Below are 19,120 nucleotides of genomic sequence, written 5' to 3'. Positions count from 1 at the left end.
AGGCTCACCGACATTCAACGACAAATTCACTCAAATTGTATTGTCAGCGTGTTATAAACTTTGCTATGGTCAAAGCCTTTATTTATCAAAGCAAACCCTATGTCGCTACGTTCCGTTTTTTCTCGCTTACTCTCGTCGCGTTCACGCAGTCGACTGTCAGACAGTCGTGGCTTAGAGAGCCGTGGTTTAGAGAGTCTTGACTTAAAACGCGAAACATCAAAAAACAGCCCATCAGATAGCAAACACCCAAAGCCTACATGGCACCAGCGTCTTGTGACTTTTTTAATTGCCGTTACGTTATTGTTATCAGCGCTATGGTTATTACTCGCGATTTGGTATCAATACGGCGTCAGCTCAGTATTAACTTGGCTTGCGACAATAGCAATTGTAGGCATATTAGCTGCGCTGCTAAGTACACGTTATTGGAATGTCGTCACAAGAGTATTGCACAGTGACTCACTATCTAATAAAAAATCAATTAGCAAAGGCACAGCAACTAAGCTGCTTATCGGTATATATGGCGCTGTTTGGCTCGTGGGTCTAGGTTGGTTTTTGTCTATCGAACCGAAACAAGATCGAGAATGGATGGCTGAAGTCGACCAGCGAGTCTCCTATGAGCGCGATGCGACTAACCCTGACTTAATTACCTTAACCAATGTTCGTAACTTTGATTGGCAAACTGAAGAAGACGCCATTGAACATTGGGATACCCGTACGATTGATTTGTCTAAGTTATCCGGCGTTGATGTGACCAACTCTTATTGGATGGGACCGCTAATCGCTCATACCTTAGTTAGCTTTCGATTTGAAGATGATAGACCACTTGCCTTCTCATTTGAAATTCGTAAAGAAGACGGCGAGTCTTTTTCAGCGCTTGCTGGCTTTTTTCGACGTTATGAGCTGAGCCTGATTGCCGCAGAAGAGCGCGATATTATCTACACTCGCAGCAATGCGCGCGGCGAGCAGGTTTATCTGTTTCCTATTAGCAATTTGCAACAGCATGAAGTCAAATCACTATTTGAGTCTTATCTGACTGCGGCTGATGATTTGAACGCTAAACCTGCTTGGTACAATACATTAATCAGCAACTGTACCAATATTATCTTTTATATGGCGCGTATCGTCAGTGGCGATCGTTTGCCATGGGATTATCGAATTTGGGTCTCTGGTTGGTTACCGAACTATCTATATGATGTAGGCATGTTGGATGCTGCTCCCGAAAAGAACAACCAGCCTTGGTCAATGAATACGTGGTATGAGCGCACTCATATCAACCCAAAAGCAAAAGGCTTTGATAATCAAGTCAACTCACAGTCTGATACCAATAGAGATAAAAACAGCCGTAAATTCTCACAGCAGATTCGTCAAGATATTCCGATACCAGCATTGGCTAACTCGCAAGCCAGTGCTGAAGCAAAGGCCAAATCTACTGCTCAGGCATCTAACTAACTGTAGACTAAGGGTTAACCCAGTTAACCACCCGCGTTTCCATCTCTTCATCAGACATACCGATTTCCGTGACACAGCGACCGGCGACGCCCACGTTGGCCGCTCGCATTTGTTGTTGTGTTACCACAGCATCCCCAGTCAATAATAAATGCCAACTTGGTAAGCCCTGCCCTTTATATAAACGCTTATAAGCGCAGTGCGATGGTAGCCACATCATCTTGGGTAAGTTGTCCATAGTCAGCTGAATACAGTCTGGCACGTGCTCTTGACGCGTTGCATAGTGACTGCAATATCCCGTCGCGCAGTCCATCAACTGGCAGGTGACATCGGTATATTCGACCAGCTCCTCATCTACATTGCCACTTTCATCTTCATCGATATACTTAATCAAGCAGCAACTGCCGCAACCATCGCACAGCGCTTCCCATTCGCTATGATTTAGTTCTGTTAACGCAAATCGCGACCAAAACTGCGGACGTAGTGGCTCAGACTCATACTTAGAGTCAGAATCAGCAGAATCGACATCGGTACTATCAGGGAACAAACTCACCGATTGCGCAGGCGTGGCCGCTGCATCGAGACCTAAGTTTAAGTCTGATTGGTCATTATTTTTGTTTAACAAATTTATAGTCATAAAGTCGCAGTAGCATTTTGATAAAGAGCGTTACAGTATTATAGCTGTTTTTGCTAGACATGGGCGTTAAGGTAGTACGAGTTAGAAAAACGAACCATCACAATGACGAATAATTAAAACTCACAACATAAAAAAGGACAATAATATGTCAATTAAGACTTTTGAATTAATCAGTACTACCGAGAATGGTGTAGAACTTATCAGTTATGTAGCACTACCAGAAAACGCTTCAGATGAAAATCCAGCAGCAGGTATTTTGGTTGCACCGGAATGGTGGGGCGTGGTCGATCATCCGAAATCAGTGGTTGAGCGTTTGGCAGAGGCAGGTTATGCGGCTGTCGCTATGGACGTTTACGGTGAAGGCAAACTAACTACCGATGCGGCGCAGGCAAACATGTGGATGGAGCAAGTACTGGCCGATCAAGACATGCTAATGGCACGCTGCCGCTTAATTTTGAATGATTTCAGCGATCAGTTATCAGTCGATGGTGACAACCTAGGCGCAATCGGTTACTGCTTCGGTGGTAAAGTTGTACTAGATATAGCTCGCGAAGGCATGCCACTAAAAGCGGTTGCTACGTTCCATGGTAACCCAACGCCAAAGCAGCCAGCAGACAAAAACTTTGCAGCAAAAGTGTTGGTCGCTCATGGCCGTGATGACTCAATGGTATCAATGGATGCTATCGAAGGTCTAAAATCAGAGCTAGATGCAGCCGATGTTGACTACACTATCGACGTCTATGACAATGCCAAACATGGCTTTACCAACCCGCATGCCGATGAGCGTGCAGCTAAAAATGAAGTAGATCTTGGCTACAATGAAGCCGCTGCTAAACAAAGCTGGGAAAATATGATTGAGTTTATGAAAGCCAATTTAGCATAAGAAATGATTTGGTATAAAGACTATTAAAAAGGGTAGCTTAATTATTAAGCTGCCCTTTTATTTTGAGTGTCATTCTAGCATTTGTCTTTTAGCCCAGTAATCAGAGTAGTCTTGTGCTTCTTATCAAATCACGTCATTATCACTTTACTATAAACTGGATTGAGTGACGAAGATGTTGTATCTAATGGTGACCCAGTTGGGCTGGCTGGCTTTTACGATTTTATTGATTGTAGTGGTCGCGCTATATACTAGGATAGCTCGAAAAATGGAGCATCTACGCCGTGATGTAACGAATCTACAAGCTGAGCTTGAGCAGCAAAGACATCGTAGTATGACGCCTTCGTCTGCACCTTTAATCGATAAAAGCAATTACGCACGCAACACTACTACTAACGATAATGATCTTAAAAACAATGTTTCTAAAGACAAAATCCCTCAAGACAGTGACGCTAAAGACCACGATGATAAAGAAACAACTTTCAACTCACAACACTCTTCTCCAGATAATCGGCTGCCTGTATCACCACCACCGCTTCCTACCGTTGCTTCAAACTCAACCATACATGCAGCATCAAACGTCTATGACGATAAACCTGTAGACGATAACGCCTCGATAAATACGAAAAATACGGCGCCGATTGGGCCGGATGAACGATCATTACCTATTGTGACCTCACTGATTCATTCAATCAAAAACTGGTTTTTCGGTGGAAATTTAGTCGTGCGAGTCGGCGTACTGGTGCTGCTGGTAGGTGTGGTGCTCCTGCTTCGCTTATTAAGCGAATATATCGAGATTTCTATTGCCACGAAGTTGATAGCAGTCGGCGTTACAGGGTTAGCATTGGCAGCGCTTGGATTAAAGCTAACGGCAAAACGCTTTTCATATGGGATTACGCTACAAGGCGCAGGCTTAGCAATTGCTTATCTAAGCACCTTTTTTGCTTACAGTGTTTATGAAATCATTCCTAGTATCCCAAGCTTTATCGGGCTTGGGTTATTGTCTGCCGTCACTATTGCGCTCGCCGTACGTCAAAACGCCTTCCCATTGGCATTATTGGCATTATCGGGTGGATTTTTTGCACCGATTTTGACCAGTGAAGATACTGGTAGCTTGGTCACCTTATTCAGCTACTATTTACTGTTAAATGTCACAATTGCCGTGATTGCTCATTATCGACCGTGGAAAACATTAAATCTATTCGGTGTGACTGTGACATTTGGCTTGGCATACTATTGGGGTATCAGCGAAAACCTGAGCGCCGTCATTGAAACGCAGCGCTGGGCATTGGTAGCATTAGTAACCTTACACTGGCTACTTTATTTATTTGTCGTCATTCGTTATGCGCAGCAAATCATCACCTATAACGCGCTAAACGAAAAAGACCTCAGTCATGCTGACAATACAGATGACACAAAACACTTGGACAGAGCCCATATAGGCAGCTCCTATGTATTCCCTATTGACACGGGCTTACTATTTTCAGTACCGCTACTGGCTTTTGGTTTGTTTTCTGCCTTACTAAACGACATCTCTAACGCACTTACGATTACCAGTGCCATTTTGGCTATGGTTTATCTTGGGATGGGCTGGTTGTTTATCCAGCGCAGTAGACGCTATGCTTTAATCACCGAAGGCATGCTGGCATTAGGGTTAGGATTTTTTGCGCTCGTTATTCCGCTGGCGCTAGATGCTGAATGGATTGCTTTTGGCTGGTCAGTACAAGGATTGGCGCTAGTATGGTTTGGACGACGCTCGCTGCGGTCGTGGTCTGTGTTATTCGGCTTGCTATTACAGCTCGTTAGTATTGGTATGCTAGTGACGACAGCGATATTCTCTATCGTAGACTATCCCGTTTTAGCCTTTAGTATTTCAGCGCTCAGTTATCTAGCGACCGTCTTTATATTACGCGCTAGCAACTCCCCAGTTGTGCTGCTTAATAGCTTAGATAGTAGTAACAAACTTAATAGCCTTAACAATAAAGGCACTACAAAATCCTCGGTCATACAATCACAATCCTCAGTAATACAATCACAAACATTGGACGGTACATCAGATGTATTGACCAGCTATGCCCGTGCGCTGGGTGTCAGTACGCAAGCGGCGCAGCAATGGCTGACCTCAATCAATAGTCAGAGCCGCGTATTCAAATTTGTTTGGCATAGCCCTAGATTCATCAAATTTTTGACATTGACTGCGATGGCTTGGGTGCTACAAGTACTAATGCTTGATTTACATCATTGGTTTGATATCTGGCAATCAAGCACGACGGTAATTGCACTGGCAGCACTCATCAGCTTGATTGCTTATTGGGTCATCAATCGCTATCGTCCGTGGGCGGAAATCAGACAGCTTAGTCATGGATTATTAGCCCTGTTCTACTTCATGCTAGTACTGCAACTGCCCCAAAAGTTTGAGCGAAATTTAACATGGGCAACAGCGGAATGGTTGGTGTTTGTAGGCTTAATAATCGGTTGGTTGGTCATGGGGCAGCTATGGCTAAAAACATGGTCTGATACATTATTTGATACATTGTCCGATAACAACAATACCTCACGCTATACTGCTGCAAGTTGGCTAGGTACGGGCATCTTACTTATCGCTGCCGCTGCGCATTATGGCCTACCAGACTCTGATGGCGTGATGGCTTTCTTGTTTTCAGCGACACTCATATTATTTGGGTTATGGTTCAATCATCGTTATCTCAGTCAAACTAAAGAAAGCATCTCAACTAATAAAGTTTCAGAACACGGTCTACTGTATTGGTTTGATTGGCGACAGGCACTATTAGGATGCGCTGCCATTTTTGCTCCCGTTGCTTTACTGTGGGTTGTGCTTACTAATTGGTATTATGACGGTGTGATTTGGGGAATGTCTTATTTTCCATTATTTAACCTATACGACATCACATCGTGGCTGACACTATCGGTTGGTTTTAGTCTGTATTACATCAGCCAACGCCGTCGCAATGAAACCGTCATCGATTCGAGTGCAGCTGCTAAATCTAAGCGCATATTCACCACTGAGAATTTGCTAATCATATTGGGACTAATCAGTTTTTGGTTAATCTCCAGCATGTTGGTCAGAACGCTACACGCCTTTATCGGTACACCACTTTGGGACGGTGCTCAGGGCGGCGCATGGAAGAGTGAGCAAGTACAAACTGGACTAACGATTCTATGGACGCTCTTGGCATTGGTCGCCACCATCATGGCGAGTCGCTACTGGCAACGCGCGCTTTGGTTTATGGGTATTGGATTATTAGGTATCGTCGTACTCAAGCTGGTCTTGGTAGATTTGTCACAGACTGAGGCAATTTGGCGAGTCATATCCTTCCTTGGCGCAGGCAGTTTAATACTATTAATTGGTTACCTTGCCCCATTACCACCCGCGCATGAGGAAACAGAAAACCCAAATCAAGCGTGATGACAAAACTGGTTGGGTGAAATTGTGCCGTGAGCAAGGTGGTTCTGTAGTAAACTGGACACCATTAGAAAGTAAACGTTGATCGTTTTACTTTTAGCATTTTTTATAAAAGGTTATGAAAGCAGATGGATAAGAGAGCAAGTATTCAGTGGTTCCCTGGGCATATGAACAAAGCCCGTAACGAAATCAAAGAAGTCATGCCGCAGATGGATTTGGTCATCGAGGTCATCGATGCGCGTATTCCTTATAGTAGTGAAAACCCAATGGTCGCAGCACTACGCGGTGAAAAACCTGTTATCAAAATCCTGAACAAAGCTGACCTTGCCGATCCTGAGTTGACTCAAGCATGGATGGATTATCTCGAGCAGCAAGATGGGGTCAAAGCCATTGCGTGCGATACTGAAAAAGCCAATGATGTAAAACGTATTATCGCTATCTGTAAGCATCTCGTACCCAATAAAGTCGGGACTGGTCGCCAAATCAAAGCGATGATTATGGGTATTCCAAACGTTGGTAAATCAACGCTGATCAATACGCTAGCAGGACGCGCTGTGGCGAAGACAGGCGATGAGCCAGCCGTGACCAAATCGCAGCAGCTAATTAAGCTCGACGATGACATCATGCTCTATGACACACCTGGTATGCTATGGCCAAAAGTTGAAAACGAAAACTCTGGTTATCGTTTAGCAGCGACAGGCGGTATTCGTGATACTGCTTTTGACTTCGCTGATGTAGCCAGCTATACCGCTGAGTATCTAATGCAAGCCTATCCTGAGCTGCTAAAAACTCGCTACAAAATTGAAGAGCTGCCAAAGACTGATTGGGAGTTTTTTGAAGTGGCTGGGCGTAATCGCGGCTGTGTACGCGCGGGCAACCAAGTCGATACTTACCGTATGTCTGAGATTCTGATTAACGAGCTGCGTAGCGCAAAGATTGGTCGCATCACGCTAGAAACACCAGCAATGACTGAAGCGGAAGAAATCGTCGTCGCTGAACAACGACTCGCTGCTGAAGAGAAGAAAAAGGCGAAAGAGGAAGAAAAACGCTTACGTCGTTTGAAAACGCGGAAGAATCGGAAGTAGACATCCAATAATATAAGCTACTATGAATCCTTTAATACCATCAGCTAAAACCATTCAAATTTATCTGCCAAAAGGTAACCCTCGTGGGTTGCGTTTGGCAGAGATGACTACGCGCACAGTAAGATTGATTGAAATCCCACGTATCCACATTGACGACTTTTTTGCGATGCCCGATGCCAATCAAGTTGGTTTGTATTTTTTGATTGGTGATACCGATAGTATAGAGAAGCCGTTACTCTATGTTGGACAAACTGGCGATCTTAAAAGACGTCTTAATCAACATGATGACAAAGATTTCTGGACACGGGCTTTTGTCATGCTCTCAACCAATAACTCTATGACACAAACCCATGCGCTATATATGGAACATAAAGCTATCGCAACTGCCATTGAGGTGGGTCGTTACGAACTAAAAAATGGAAATAATGGTAATAAACCGCATACACCTGACCCATTAAAGGCTGATTGCGAGGAATTATTCCACACCCTTGACGTTTTACTATCCACCTTGGGACAGCCTATTTTCGAATCCTTGGCTATTCATGATAGCCTTCATACCAACAAGACTTACGAAAACAAAACGACTAATTCCACCATTGCTAAAGTCGCTCAAATAATCGATGAAGCTCCATCGAAACCTATTCCATCCCTGTTTTACTACAAGGTAAAAGATGGTCATGCTAAAGGGTATTATGACGACGATGGCTTCGTAATATTGGCAGGCTCTCTCATACGACAAACACAGACATCATCAGCTCCGCCATTTGTGACTAAATTAAAAGAGAGTCTGCTCAGTAGCGGCAAACTCGTAGCCGTAAACGATAAAAGTTATAAACTCACTGAAAACCATTTATTTAAGACTCCTAGTGGAGCTAGCGCACTAGTATCAGGACGTTCAACCAACGGATGGATTGAGTGGAAAAATGAATTGGGTGAGACTTTAGACAGTGTCTATCGATAAACTTTTACTTCTCTATAATGATACTATCTATCCCCTTTATTTATAAACAATTAAGCCTCATATACTGGTAAATGATTTTAACTATTTACCTTCTCGCTTACCCGTCGTAACTCCAAATCCTATATATCCCTGTTCAACTTACAAGGAATGCTTTTGCCTACTCAATTCTCTCAATCACCTACTGCTCTAAACTCCTTCGCCTCACGCCTACTAGATTGGTTTGCCGAAAATGGTCGCCATGATTTACCTTGGCAACAGCATCAAACCGATACGCCCAACCCTTATATCGTTTGGTTATCTGAAGTGATGCTTCAGCAAACACAAGTGACCACTGTACTGCCCTACTTTGCACGTTTTATGGCATCGTTTCCGACCGTGCAGGATTTGGCCGCAGCAGAATGGGATACCGTAGCAGAGCATTGGGCAGGGCTTGGCTACTATGCACGCGCGCGTAATTTGCATAAAGGTGCTAAGCAGTTGGTAGAGATCATCGATGAAACGGGCGAGTTTCCGCAGACACTAGCAGGATGGGAAGCGATTTCGGGCGTTGGGCCATCGACTGCGGGTGCAATTATGGCGATGGGACTGCATCATTATGGCGTTATCTGTGATGGCAATGTCAAACGAGTGCTGACACGTTGGGCGGCAATTGATGGCGATATTACTAAATCTGCTACCACCAAAGATTTATGGGCATTAGCAGAGCGACTAACACCGACAGAGAACTCAGGACTATTTGCGCAAGCCATGATGGATATGGGCGCGACATTATGTACCCGTAGCAAGCCTGCCTGCCTATTATGCCCATTAAAAGAAGACTGCCTAGCCCATGCTGAGGGGCGCGAGACTGATTATCCCGTCAAAGCCAGAAAGCAGCCCAAACCTAGTAAATTTAGTAATGCATTGCTAATTGAAAGTGTCGACGATGACATACTATGGCTACAGCGCCCTGACAACGGAATCTGGGGTGGATTATGGAGCTTGCCTTTACAGTTTGTGGAAAAAGTTGATGGTAAAACTAATAACAAGGCTACCGTTAAAAAGACACTAGCTAACGATGACAAACTATCGAATATGCCAAATGACGTACGTAGTAATGAAAAAGTATACGAAGCAGAGTTTACTACCGCTGAGCAAATCATTAATGAATGGCTGATAAAAAATGAACTGGTGGCAAAATCAGTCAGCAATACCTTGCTCGATGACGTCCCTATCAAGCATTCGCTGACGCATTTTCACTGGTATTTGACCCCGCGTAAATTGACGATTGACGCGACGCAGGTAACTGAGCTAAATCAAAAATTAGCAGCGGCTGAAATTGACTTTAAATGGTTAACCGAACAAAAAGCGCAAGACAGCCTAGGACTGCCTCGCGCGATGGTTAAGATCTTAGAGTAAAAAGTTGCAATAGAAAAGCGACTCACTATTAATAGTGAGTCGCTTTTTTTATTCAAACATAAAGATAACTGGGTTTAAATAACTCTAAGATTTTGGCACACGTAAACGCATGAGTCCTTCTTGTTGCACGGTAGCGACCAGTTTGCCATCTTGCCAAAACTGACCATGGTTCAACCCTTTCGCATTAGACGTGGTATCACTCCACATGTCATACAGCATCCATTTATTCAAGTCAAAATCACGATGGAAATGCATTGAATGGTCAATACTGGCAGCTTGCAGACCACTGGTCATAAAGCTAACACCATGTGACATTAGCCCTGTACCAACCAAATAAAAGTCTGACGAAAATGCCAATAGTGCTTGTTGAATGGCCACTGGCTGATTACCCAATTCACGAATACGTAGCCAGTTTGCTTGCTTAGGTTTCATTGGTTCTGGGCTAATCGGATTACGCGGCTTCACTGGCTTAATCTCGACATGACGGCGGCGCATAAATCTTGCTTTTAGCGCTTCTGGCACTTTTCCGACATTCTCTTCTTTTAGATCTTGCTCTGTCAGCAAGTCTTCTGGCGGTGGATAGACAGGCATATCTTCTTGATACTCAAGCCCATCTTCCATCGGTGAAAACGAGGCAATCATTGAAAATATCACTTGCTCAACAGGCGGCTTACCACGTACTTCTTTGTACTGGATAGCCGTGACTTCACGTGCAGACAAGCTACGACCATCACGCAATCGACGGACTTGGTATATCACCGGTTGGTTGATATCGCCACCACGCAAAAAATACCCATGCAGTGAGTGACAAGGTTTGTCTTGATCTAATGTATGCGCCGCTGCCATAATCGCTTGAGCGAGCACTTGCCCACCAAATATACGACTGCCCACATAGTCATGGCTTTTACCCTCAAACACATCAGGGGTAACTTCAATAAGCGCGATAGTAGCCAGCAGCTCATCAATCAGTTGTAGATTATCGGACATGACGATATGTTTCCTTATTTTTATCAAAAACGCTCAGCATCTGATGATATTGATGCCATATAGCCATCATATTTGAATGTAAAATAATGCGAGATCACTTGTTAAGATCTGTTGAAGGAGACCTTAAAATAAGCATACAGACATCGTTAGCGATGTTATCACCGAATATTTATTTTCTATAGAAAAGGTAAACATCTTACCCAATATTGGTGGCTTTGACTAGTTACTGTCGGCTTACTCATAAGTATTGCTTGTCAGTTTTTGCCAGACAAATCGCAATTAAAGAGCAAAAAAAGCAATCTCAACCATAAAAAAACGAGATGTATAATAACACCTCGTTTTTGACAAATACGCCGATGTTTATGGCTTAACTGCTACGAGTACGCGAATAGAATCCGGTACTAATGACAAGTTACCAAGTGCTTGCTCACCTTGAGCTTTAAGCTGCTCTAGACGCTCAATCTCTTCAGGGCGTACGTTTGGATTGATCGTCTGTAGGTGTTTTAGACGCTTGATTTCACGTGACCACTGCTGGCTAAAGCGGCTACTTGCTTGCTCACCAATCTCAGCAATCTGCTGACGAGCAATGTCTTCAGCTTCGTAATAACGCTGCTCAATCACATCGCCGCGTACTTTAATGACTTGGCGAGCACGGTTTTTATCCAATCGCTCAACGTGCGGCATAATCATCTCAGCACTGATACGAGCCGATAAATCACTGCCCTGCTCACTGATAAAGACACGGATATTTTGTGTGGACAAAGTCGCTGGCAAATTAAGCACTTTTGGCGCGATTGCTTCAACACGGAAGTTCACCTCTAGCAGTACCATACCTTGCGGAACCGCGGCACTTTTTAGCATGGCAACCGTGGTGTTACCAAACGTGCTGGTGCTCGCTAGCTCATAAATTGCCCGCATCAATGGATGCTCATGAGTGATGAATTCGATATCTTCACGCTGAAGCGCTTGCTCACGCTCGAAGGTCAACGTCATACCGTCTTCATCACCAAGTGGTAAACCATCAATATAGTCACTGATCTCGGTGCTATCGATCGGTGCGATCACCCACGAGCCATCACGTTGGATGTTGTGATCAATATTGGCAGATGCAAAGAAACGCTCAATAAAGTGCGGCAGCAAATTATTACCATCGAAGTCACGCATAGCATCGGCGATACGACCTGCGACACGCGGACGACATGAGTTGTACTCTAACAGACGATCACGACCAGCTTGTAGCTGTGCTTCTAGTCCCAAACGTGTCTGTAGCGCCTCGTCAATAATGTCTTGCAAGATGACATTGTTTTCAGCGGTATCAGCACCCTCAAGCATTGGCTTAAGCTCTTGAATATATTGCTCTTGTACGCTTTGTGCCGTTGGCGATATCTGATTGAACATGTTCAGCGCATCGTTATACCACTGATACAGACGCTCTTGCGCTGTACCTTGTACATAAGGTACATGTAGCATAATTTGCTGCGTCTGACCGATACGATCTAGACGGCCGATACGCTGCTCTAAGGTATCTGGGTTAGCAGGCAGATCCCATAGTATTAACTGGCTTGCAAACTGGAAGTTACGACCTTCTGAACCAATTTCTGAACACAGTAGTATCTGAGCACCTTCACTATCTGCAAAGAATGCGGCCGCTTGGTCACGCTCAAGCAAAGTCATCTGCTCAGTAAAGATAGCTGTCTTAATGCCTGCATGCAGACGCAATACCGCCTCTAAACTCTCTACCGTCGCCCCACTACGAGCGATTAATAGCACTTTTTGATGCTTAAGCTCACCGCGTAAGATATCAATCAACCAAGAAACACGTGGATCATCTTCTAGCCAGCCACCGTCTGGTTGGTTTTCTTCGCCCCATAGCTGCTCACGCAACTTGCCATTGGTTTGATAGCTGTCTTTCCATGCTTCAGGAAGTGGCAATGGATATGGCTGACTACTACGGCCATAGAATCCTTTGACACTCTCACGAGTATTACGGAACAAAATACGACCTGTACCATGACGATCTAACAGCTCATTTAGTGCATGCGTTCGTAGTTTTTCATCTTCATTGATTGAGGATAGCTCTTCAATACTAATGTCTAGTAGGCTACTTAAAGCAGCGATTTGACCTTCATTCAATGGCTTTTCTTCTATTAAGACGCCAGCAACTGCTGCTGTTTCTGCAAAAGCTTCTTGACCATCGATAAACTCATCCAAATCATCAAAGCGATCTGGATCAAGTAGACGCAAACGGGCAAAGTGACTTTGCGCCCCAAGCTGCTCTGGCGTTGCTGTCAATAGCATCACGCCTGGCGTTTCTTCTGCGAAATCTGCAATCAAGTCATACTTATCATTGCCGCCCTGTGCTTCATCCCAATGCAGATGATGCGCTTCATCAACGACCAATAAATCAAACCCTGCATCCATCGCTTGGTCATATAAGTCTGGGTGATCGAGCAATAGATCCATACCACCAATGATACATTGCTCAGTGGCGAAGACGTTTTGTTCAGGATCGTGTTCTTTGATAGCCGCAGTACGTACTAGATCAAACAATGCAAAGTTTAGGTTAAAGCGACGACGCAGCTCAATCATCCATTGATACTGCAAACTATCGGGTACTAAAATCAATACACGCTCAGCTTTGCCTGTTAGCAACTGCTGATGAATAATCATGCCCGCTTCGATGGTTTTACCAAGGCCAACTTCATCAGCCAATAGTACACGCGGCGCGATACGCTTGCCAACTTCATGTGCGATATATAGCTGATGCTCGATGATATCGACACGTGCACCCATTAGGCCTTTTAGTGGATGGCCTGCTAGCGCTGACTGCATGCGCAAGATGTCTTGGCGCAGCTCATACCAGTCACCACGTTCAATACGGCCAGCAAGCAAGCGCTCAAGCGGCTTGGCCAACGTGATATTGGCAGCAAGACGGGTTTCCATGATGCCGCGCTCGTGCTCATCGACACCATATTTAAGTACGCCCATCACCTCATCAACAGCATTGACCGTATAGCTTTTGCCATCTTGATCGTAGATGCTATCGCCCACTTTAAACACCACGCGCGATAATGGCGCAGAGTTTTTTGCGTAGACGCGTGTCTCTTCACTTTGCGGAAATAAAATATGCACACATCGGTCGTCAACATCGATGACCACACCTAAGCCAAGCTCAGACTCCGTATCAGATAAATAACGTTGACCAACGGCGAATTCAGTACTGTGCAATGAAGCAATAGAGATAGTCATAAGGCGATGTCTTTTGTACTCAGATAATGAAATTTAGATAGCAATGGTAGATTGTGATAGCGGTAAGATTACAAAGAACATAAATCGTCAATAGACGCAAAATAAATGTCGTAATCTTAGTAGAGCCAGCAGCTCAGTCACACCATTATATAACGTTAGCGGGTAGATGAGTGCGTTAAGTTGAATTTTCAAGAGGCAGCTTGCGATAGCTATGATTTTATAAGTTATTTAATCGATACTATGTCAGACCAGTACACTATTATTAAATAATACAGATTATCCTATTTTATCAGCAGCTTATATCTATTCGATCGATATTTGGCCAATTCGTTTTTGACTAAAAATACCAACGTGCTACATTAAGTCGATAAGGATTCATGCGATAGCCATTTATTCGCTGATTATCTATAAGACAACAATAAGTAAGGACTAGCCATGCAAGCCGTTTTTTTAGACAAAGGTACTTTTTCTGAAGGTATTGACCTGCCTGCACCAAGGGGTGTGAGCGACTACATCACTTATAACGACACGCCAAAAGACACAGCTGTCATCATTGAACGTTGCAAAGATGCTGACATTATTATTACCAATAAAGTCCAGATTGGTGCAGAGGTGATAGAGCAATTGCCGAAACTTAAGCTGATCCAACTGACTGCCACTGGCATGAATAACGTCGATCAAGCCGCTTGCGATAAGCACGGTGTCGCGCTGTTCAATGTCGCTGGTTATGCGGTCAAAAGCGTTCCCGAACACACATTTATGCTCATGCTGACAGCGATGCGTGCTGGTATTCATTATCATCAGAAAGTCGCTGATGGCACGTGGCTGGCAAACGGCAATTTTTGCCTGCTGGATATTCCGCTGATAGATTTGGAAGATAAGACGCTAGGTATTATTGGTATCGGCACTATCGGCAAGCGCGTAACCGAAATCGCTCGTGCCTTTGGTATGACCGTACTGTGGGCAGAGCACCAAGGACGTGAGCCACGCAGCGACGACTATACCGAGTTTGATGAAGTGCTAGCGCGTGCGGATGTGATCAGCCTACACTGTCCATTGAATGAACAAACTGAGCATCTTATTAATAAAGATACTCTGGCGAAAATGGACAAACAACCGCTCATCGTCAACGTCGCACGTGGCGGCATCGTTGATAGCCAAGCATTAACTGACGCGATTAATAGTGAGCAAATCATCGGCTATGCTAGCGATGTGTTTGAACAAGAACCGATCGCTGATAATGACCCTTTGCTCAGTATCAGCGACCATCCGCGTGTTATCTTTAGTCCGCACAATGCATGGGGCAGCAAAAGCGCTCAGGAGACCTTGTGGCAGATGTTAAGTAAGCAAGTGGCCGATTTCATCGACAACCATCATCAATAATTACCAAGACGCTAACGGCTAAATCGTAACCAGTCGTCTTTTATCTTGCGATACTTAAGCATGATTCGATCGCTTAGATAGTTGTTGGTCACGAACCAAGGATAGCGATCGCCTTGCTTAGGTAGCTCGTCTTTGCCGCGTCTGACATATCCAGACGATAGCGAACCCATTACGGTATCTACTTGAGCACAGGCTGTCATATCTGCAGTCTGTGCTTGTGGCATGGCGACTTGATAACGGTTCTTATGCATATACCCCAGTAGCCTCACTACATACTGACAAGCCAAATCGATTTTTAGTGTCCATGAGGCATTGGTATAGCCAAACAGTGCAGCCATATTAGGTATGCCTTCTATCATGACTGCCTTATAAGTCATACGCGTGCCGATATCGACGGCCTGACCGTCGATATATACCGCGGCCCCACCCAACATCTGTAGCTTTAAGCCAGTCGCAGTAACGATGATATCAGCGTCGAGATGCTGGCCAGATTGCAGCATAATTCCCGTTGCCGTAAAGTGGCCGATTTGATCGGTCACTACTGTTGCGCGTTTGTCCTGCAGGGCTTTGAATAAATCACCGTCAGGCACCGCACATACTCGTTGATCCCATGGATTATAGTCAGGCATAAAATGCTTGCTGTCGACGTCGCTACCTTTTAACTCTTTTTTCACCCCACTTCTTAAGACTGCCTTCATCACCTTGGGTGCATGAGTCGCAACTTTGTACAGGCCTTGCTGCCTCAGCACATTACGCGCACGCAGTAGCGTATAGGCCTGCTCTTTTGATAATGGTGAAAACTTGCCTGATAACCAGTCAATAGCATGGTCATCACCCGGCACGCTTGCCACATAGGTCGGCGTACGCTGTAGCATCGTGACATGACGCGCACACTGATTACTGTCTTTGTCTACTAGCGCAGGTAGCAATGTCATCGCTGTGGCACCACTACCAATAACGACGACTTTTTTATCATTATAGTCTAGATTATTCCAGTGCTGCGGATGAACGATTTGACCGTGGAAATTCTCTTCTCCATCAAAATGAGGGCGATAGCCTTGCTCATAATCATAATAACCAGTGGCACCTACGATAAACTTGGCAGTTTTAACAAACCTCTCACCGTTTGCATAGTTTTTGATGGTTGCTGACCACTGTTGATCCTCACTAGACCATGATATCTGCTGAACTTCATGCCGATAATGAATATGTTCGGTCACCCCAAACTCGCGTGCCGTATCGACGATATAGCGTTTGATATCATCGCCTGCTGCAAGCATTCTATAATCAAGCCACGGCCTAAAATTATAGCCAAAGGTAAGTGCGTCAGAGTCAGAGCGAATCCCCGGATAGGTAAATAAATCCCATGTACCACCCAAATCAGCACGCTTTTCTAAGATAGCAAAGCGCTGTGGAGGTTTATGCTTATTAGTCGAATTTACCTGCTTTTGCTTTTTGGGAGCTTTATGACCGAATAGGCCTTTATGCTGCTGTTGCTGTAAACGGCAAGCCATACCAATACCTGCAATACCCGCACCGATGATCAATACTTCATAGTCGGCTACTTTATCTGTCTTTGACTTGTTACCTTTAAAGCGGTTTTTGATAGCCTGTTTGGTCGTGGTGATATCAAGCATACTTTCATCCTTGTATTTACATGACTGGCATTTTATAGCTGGCTTTAGAGCCGCTGTTTATCGCATCTATTAACAGCAAGCGGTAAAATCTAACTCTTAAAATGGGCAAGGACTCTCCCAGTCCATCCAAGCACCCAGTACTGGATGCTTTAAACGCAATTGCTGTGCATGTAAGTTGAGCCTTGGAGCTATCTCTAGTGCGGCACCTTCAGCATAAATAGGATCGCCAATCATCACATGATTAACATGCACCATATGTACGCGTAGCTGATGGCTACGGCCCGTGACTGGCTTTAGCATAACCCGAGTGACTGCCTCACCACTACAGGTTTCATGAGCCACAACTTCATATAACGTCAGTGCATGCTTTGACCAGTCGTGGTCGACGATATGACGCGGTTTGGTACTTGGCTCATAGCGTACTGGCACTGATATCTCACCAGTTGCGCCGACCTGCTCCCACTCACCAAAGACACGTGCTTGGTATTTCTTTTGCGGTAAACGCTCGATGAATTGCTTACTGATATTGGTTTGCGCTGCTGCATTTTTTGCAAAAATAAGCAGTCCCGAGGTATCCATATCTAAACGGTGAATCAGTTTGACAGCTGGATTGGCACGCTCAAGACGAGCAAGCAGACTGACTTTGAGTGTCTTGCCATCGACGCTCAATAGGCCTGCAGGTTTATCAACTACCCAAATATCATCGTCTTCGTAAACCGTAATTTCTTGCGCAAAATTTTTAAAGAACTCAAGCGGATAAGCGCTTTCTTGGTCATTGAGGGCATTAACTTCTTCATCAGTAAAAGGCATAAATTTAACTACTTATGTAAATTGGTTTTAAGATAAGGATTTTTGGTGGCTAGTCTTTTAGACACGATAGCTATATTTGGCACGACAGCCATTTTAGGAACAACGGTTATTCGGATAAAATGGCAAAACTTTGACTGATTTTTAACGTTATTAATATCGCTAGCTGCTAATCACTAGCTACTATGTAAATGAGGTATAAAATACGACTTATATCGCACTGAGATACATACTTTGATAAGGATAATCGTATTGAATAACAGATTAGACACTCTTGTGCTGCACCGTTTCGATTTATTGTGCTAATACTAGTTGTTAAACAATTTAACCAGCCTGTATCTGTCAAATTAGGGCAAACATGTTAATATAATGGCACATTTTCACCCCTTCTAAACAATTCTTTGACCACCAACTGATTTATTATTAAACCAATATATAGGTTGATGAGTGGTGATAGAAGTAATAAAACAAGAGAGATAAAATTATGTCAGACCTTATTGTACATACTACCGACACAGACTTTGATCAAGACGTTCTACAATCAGACGTACCTGTACTAGTAGACTTCTGGGCACCATGGTGTGGTCCTTGTAAAGCCATTGCTCCTATTTTAGAAGATCTAGCGACTGAGTACCAAGGTAAAGTTAAAATCGTTAAAGTAGACGTAGACAACAACCCACAAGCGGCTAGCCGTTTTGGTATTCGTAACATCCCAACGCTATTTGTGTTCAAAGACGGCGAAAAAGTTGATTCAGTAATGGGCCTACAGCCAAAAGCTGAGTTGGCTAAAGTACTAGACAAGCATTTATAAGCTACATTTGCTCGCTCTAGGTTACCTTGAGCGGGTAAAATAGAATAACCGAGAAAGCCATTATCTGACTAAGATAGTGGCTTTTTTGCTTGTTTTTTGTGCAAAAAACTCGATAATATGACTTTTTTGGCAAAATTTATTGACAACGCTATTGTGAAGACCGTATAGTCTGCTGACAAGAGAAAACCAACTGTTTTCCTAAGTATCTTGTCGCTATTCTCCTCGTGTTTATCAACAAAAACACAATCGTCATTATAAACACCATTGCTGAACAAAATGACTAAACGCAATTACTGATATTGAGTTTTTGACGCAGACTCTTATGTAGCCTTTTTTATCCTTATTTCTTATTACCTTGCCTCCAATGATGGCAATGCGTACATAAGCAGACATATAAAACCAAAACTACATAAAC

General features: G+C 44.0%; 13 protein-coding genes. 8 read left to right on the top strand and 5 right to left on the bottom strand.

The genetic code is table 11. The features are described from left to right. Positions 1-99: 99 nt before the first annotated feature. Positions 100-1,449: an Lnb N-terminal periplasmic domain-containing protein gene (locus CXF62_RS08630; RefSeq protein ID WP_102093919.1), complete on the top strand. Its 1,350-nt coding sequence runs from the start codon at positions 100-102 to the stop codon at positions 1,447-1,449. Between the two features lie 7 nt (positions 1,450-1,456). On the opposite strand, the gene CXF62_RS08625 is transcribed toward CXF62_RS08630, so the two are convergent. After that, positions 1,457-1,993, bottom strand: a complete 537-nt coding sequence (locus CXF62_RS08625; RefSeq protein ID WP_228153206.1) for a YcgN family cysteine cluster protein — start codon at positions 1,991-1,993, stop codon at positions 1,457-1,459. A 235-nt stretch (positions 1,994-2,228) separates the two neighbouring features. Between CXF62_RS08625 and CXF62_RS08620 the strand changes: the two genes are divergently transcribed. The 5 genes from CXF62_RS08620 to mutY all read left to right on the top strand — a co-directional run bounded on the left by CXF62_RS08620 (position 2,229) and on the right by mutY (position 9,831). Continuing rightward, the gene (locus tag CXF62_RS08620; protein WP_102093916.1) at positions 2,229-2,966 is read left to right on the top strand and encodes a dienelactone hydrolase family protein; all 738 of its coding nucleotides are present in this window, start codon (positions 2,229-2,231) and stop codon (positions 2,964-2,966) included. A 172-nt stretch (positions 2,967-3,138) separates the two neighbouring features. Next, positions 3,139-6,390: a DUF2339 domain-containing protein gene (locus tag CXF62_RS08615; RefSeq protein ID WP_102093914.1), complete on the top strand. Its 3,252-nt coding sequence runs from the start codon at positions 3,139-3,141 to the stop codon at positions 6,388-6,390. Positions 6,391-6,515: 125 nt separating this feature from the next. Beyond that, the gene (gene ylqF / locus CXF62_RS08610) at positions 6,516-7,472 is read left to right on the top strand and encodes a ribosome biogenesis GTPase YlqF (RefSeq protein WP_057761911.1); all 957 of its coding nucleotides are present in this window, start codon (positions 6,516-6,518) and stop codon (positions 7,470-7,472) included. A 22-nt stretch (positions 7,473-7,494) separates the two neighbouring features. Continuing rightward, positions 7,495-8,433, top strand: coding sequence for a GIY-YIG nuclease family protein (locus CXF62_RS08605; RefSeq protein ID WP_102093913.1), 939 nt, complete (start codon positions 7,495-7,497; stop codon positions 8,431-8,433). Positions 8,434-8,580: 147 nt separating this feature from the next. Then, complete coding sequence (gene mutY / locus CXF62_RS08600) at positions 8,581-9,831, top strand: A/G-specific adenine glycosylase (protein WP_102093911.1); 1,251 nt, start codon at positions 8,581-8,583, stop codon at positions 9,829-9,831. Between the two features lie 84 nt (positions 9,832-9,915). Here mutY and CXF62_RS08595 read toward each other — a convergent pair whose 3' ends face one another. Both CXF62_RS08595 and rapA read right to left on the bottom strand, forming a co-directional pair. Continuing rightward, positions 9,916-10,818 (bottom strand): acyl-CoA thioesterase, encoded by a 903-nt coding sequence (locus CXF62_RS08595; RefSeq protein ID WP_102093910.1) that lies wholly within the window; start codon positions 10,816-10,818, stop codon positions 9,916-9,918. 360 nt (positions 10,819-11,178) lie between these two features. After that, entirely contained in the window at positions 11,179-14,067 is a 2,889-nt protein-coding gene (gene rapA, locus CXF62_RS08590; protein WP_185156624.1) for an RNA polymerase-associated protein RapA, read from the bottom strand. Positions 14,068-14,502: 435 nt separating this feature from the next. On the opposite strand from rapA, the gene CXF62_RS08585 reads away from it, so the two are divergent. Then, positions 14,503-15,450 (top strand): D-2-hydroxyacid dehydrogenase, encoded by a 948-nt coding sequence (locus CXF62_RS08585; protein ID WP_102093908.1) that lies wholly within the window; start codon positions 14,503-14,505, stop codon positions 15,448-15,450. Between the two features lie 11 nt (positions 15,451-15,461). On the opposite strand, the gene CXF62_RS08580 is transcribed toward CXF62_RS08585, so the two are convergent. Beyond that, positions 15,462-17,087, bottom strand: a complete 1,626-nt coding sequence (locus CXF62_RS08580) for a flavin-containing monooxygenase (RefSeq protein WP_102093907.1) — start codon at positions 17,085-17,087, stop codon at positions 15,462-15,464. 96 nt (positions 17,088-17,183) lie between these two features. Continuing rightward, positions 17,184-17,897 carry an RluA family pseudouridine synthase gene (locus CXF62_RS08575; protein ID WP_102093905.1) on the bottom strand — a complete coding sequence of 238 codons (714 nt, stop codon included), beginning with the start codon at positions 17,895-17,897 and terminating at the stop codon, positions 17,184-17,186. 481 nt (positions 17,898-18,378) lie between these two features. Here CXF62_RS08575 and trxA point away from each other — a divergent pair, with 481 nt between their 5' ends. Continuing rightward, on the top strand, positions 18,379-18,705 hold the full coding sequence (gene trxA, locus CXF62_RS08570) for a thioredoxin (RefSeq protein ID WP_057761928.1): 327 nt from the start codon (positions 18,379-18,381) through the stop codon (positions 18,703-18,705). Positions 18,706-19,120 lie beyond the last annotated feature (415 nt).

This window comes from Psychrobacter sp. MES7-P7E (assembly GCF_002863645.1).
Lineage (GTDB): Bacteria > Pseudomonadota > Gammaproteobacteria > Pseudomonadales > Moraxellaceae > Psychrobacter.
Note: the sequence above shows the minus strand (reverse complement) of the source record. Positions and strands in the feature narration are given on the sequence as shown.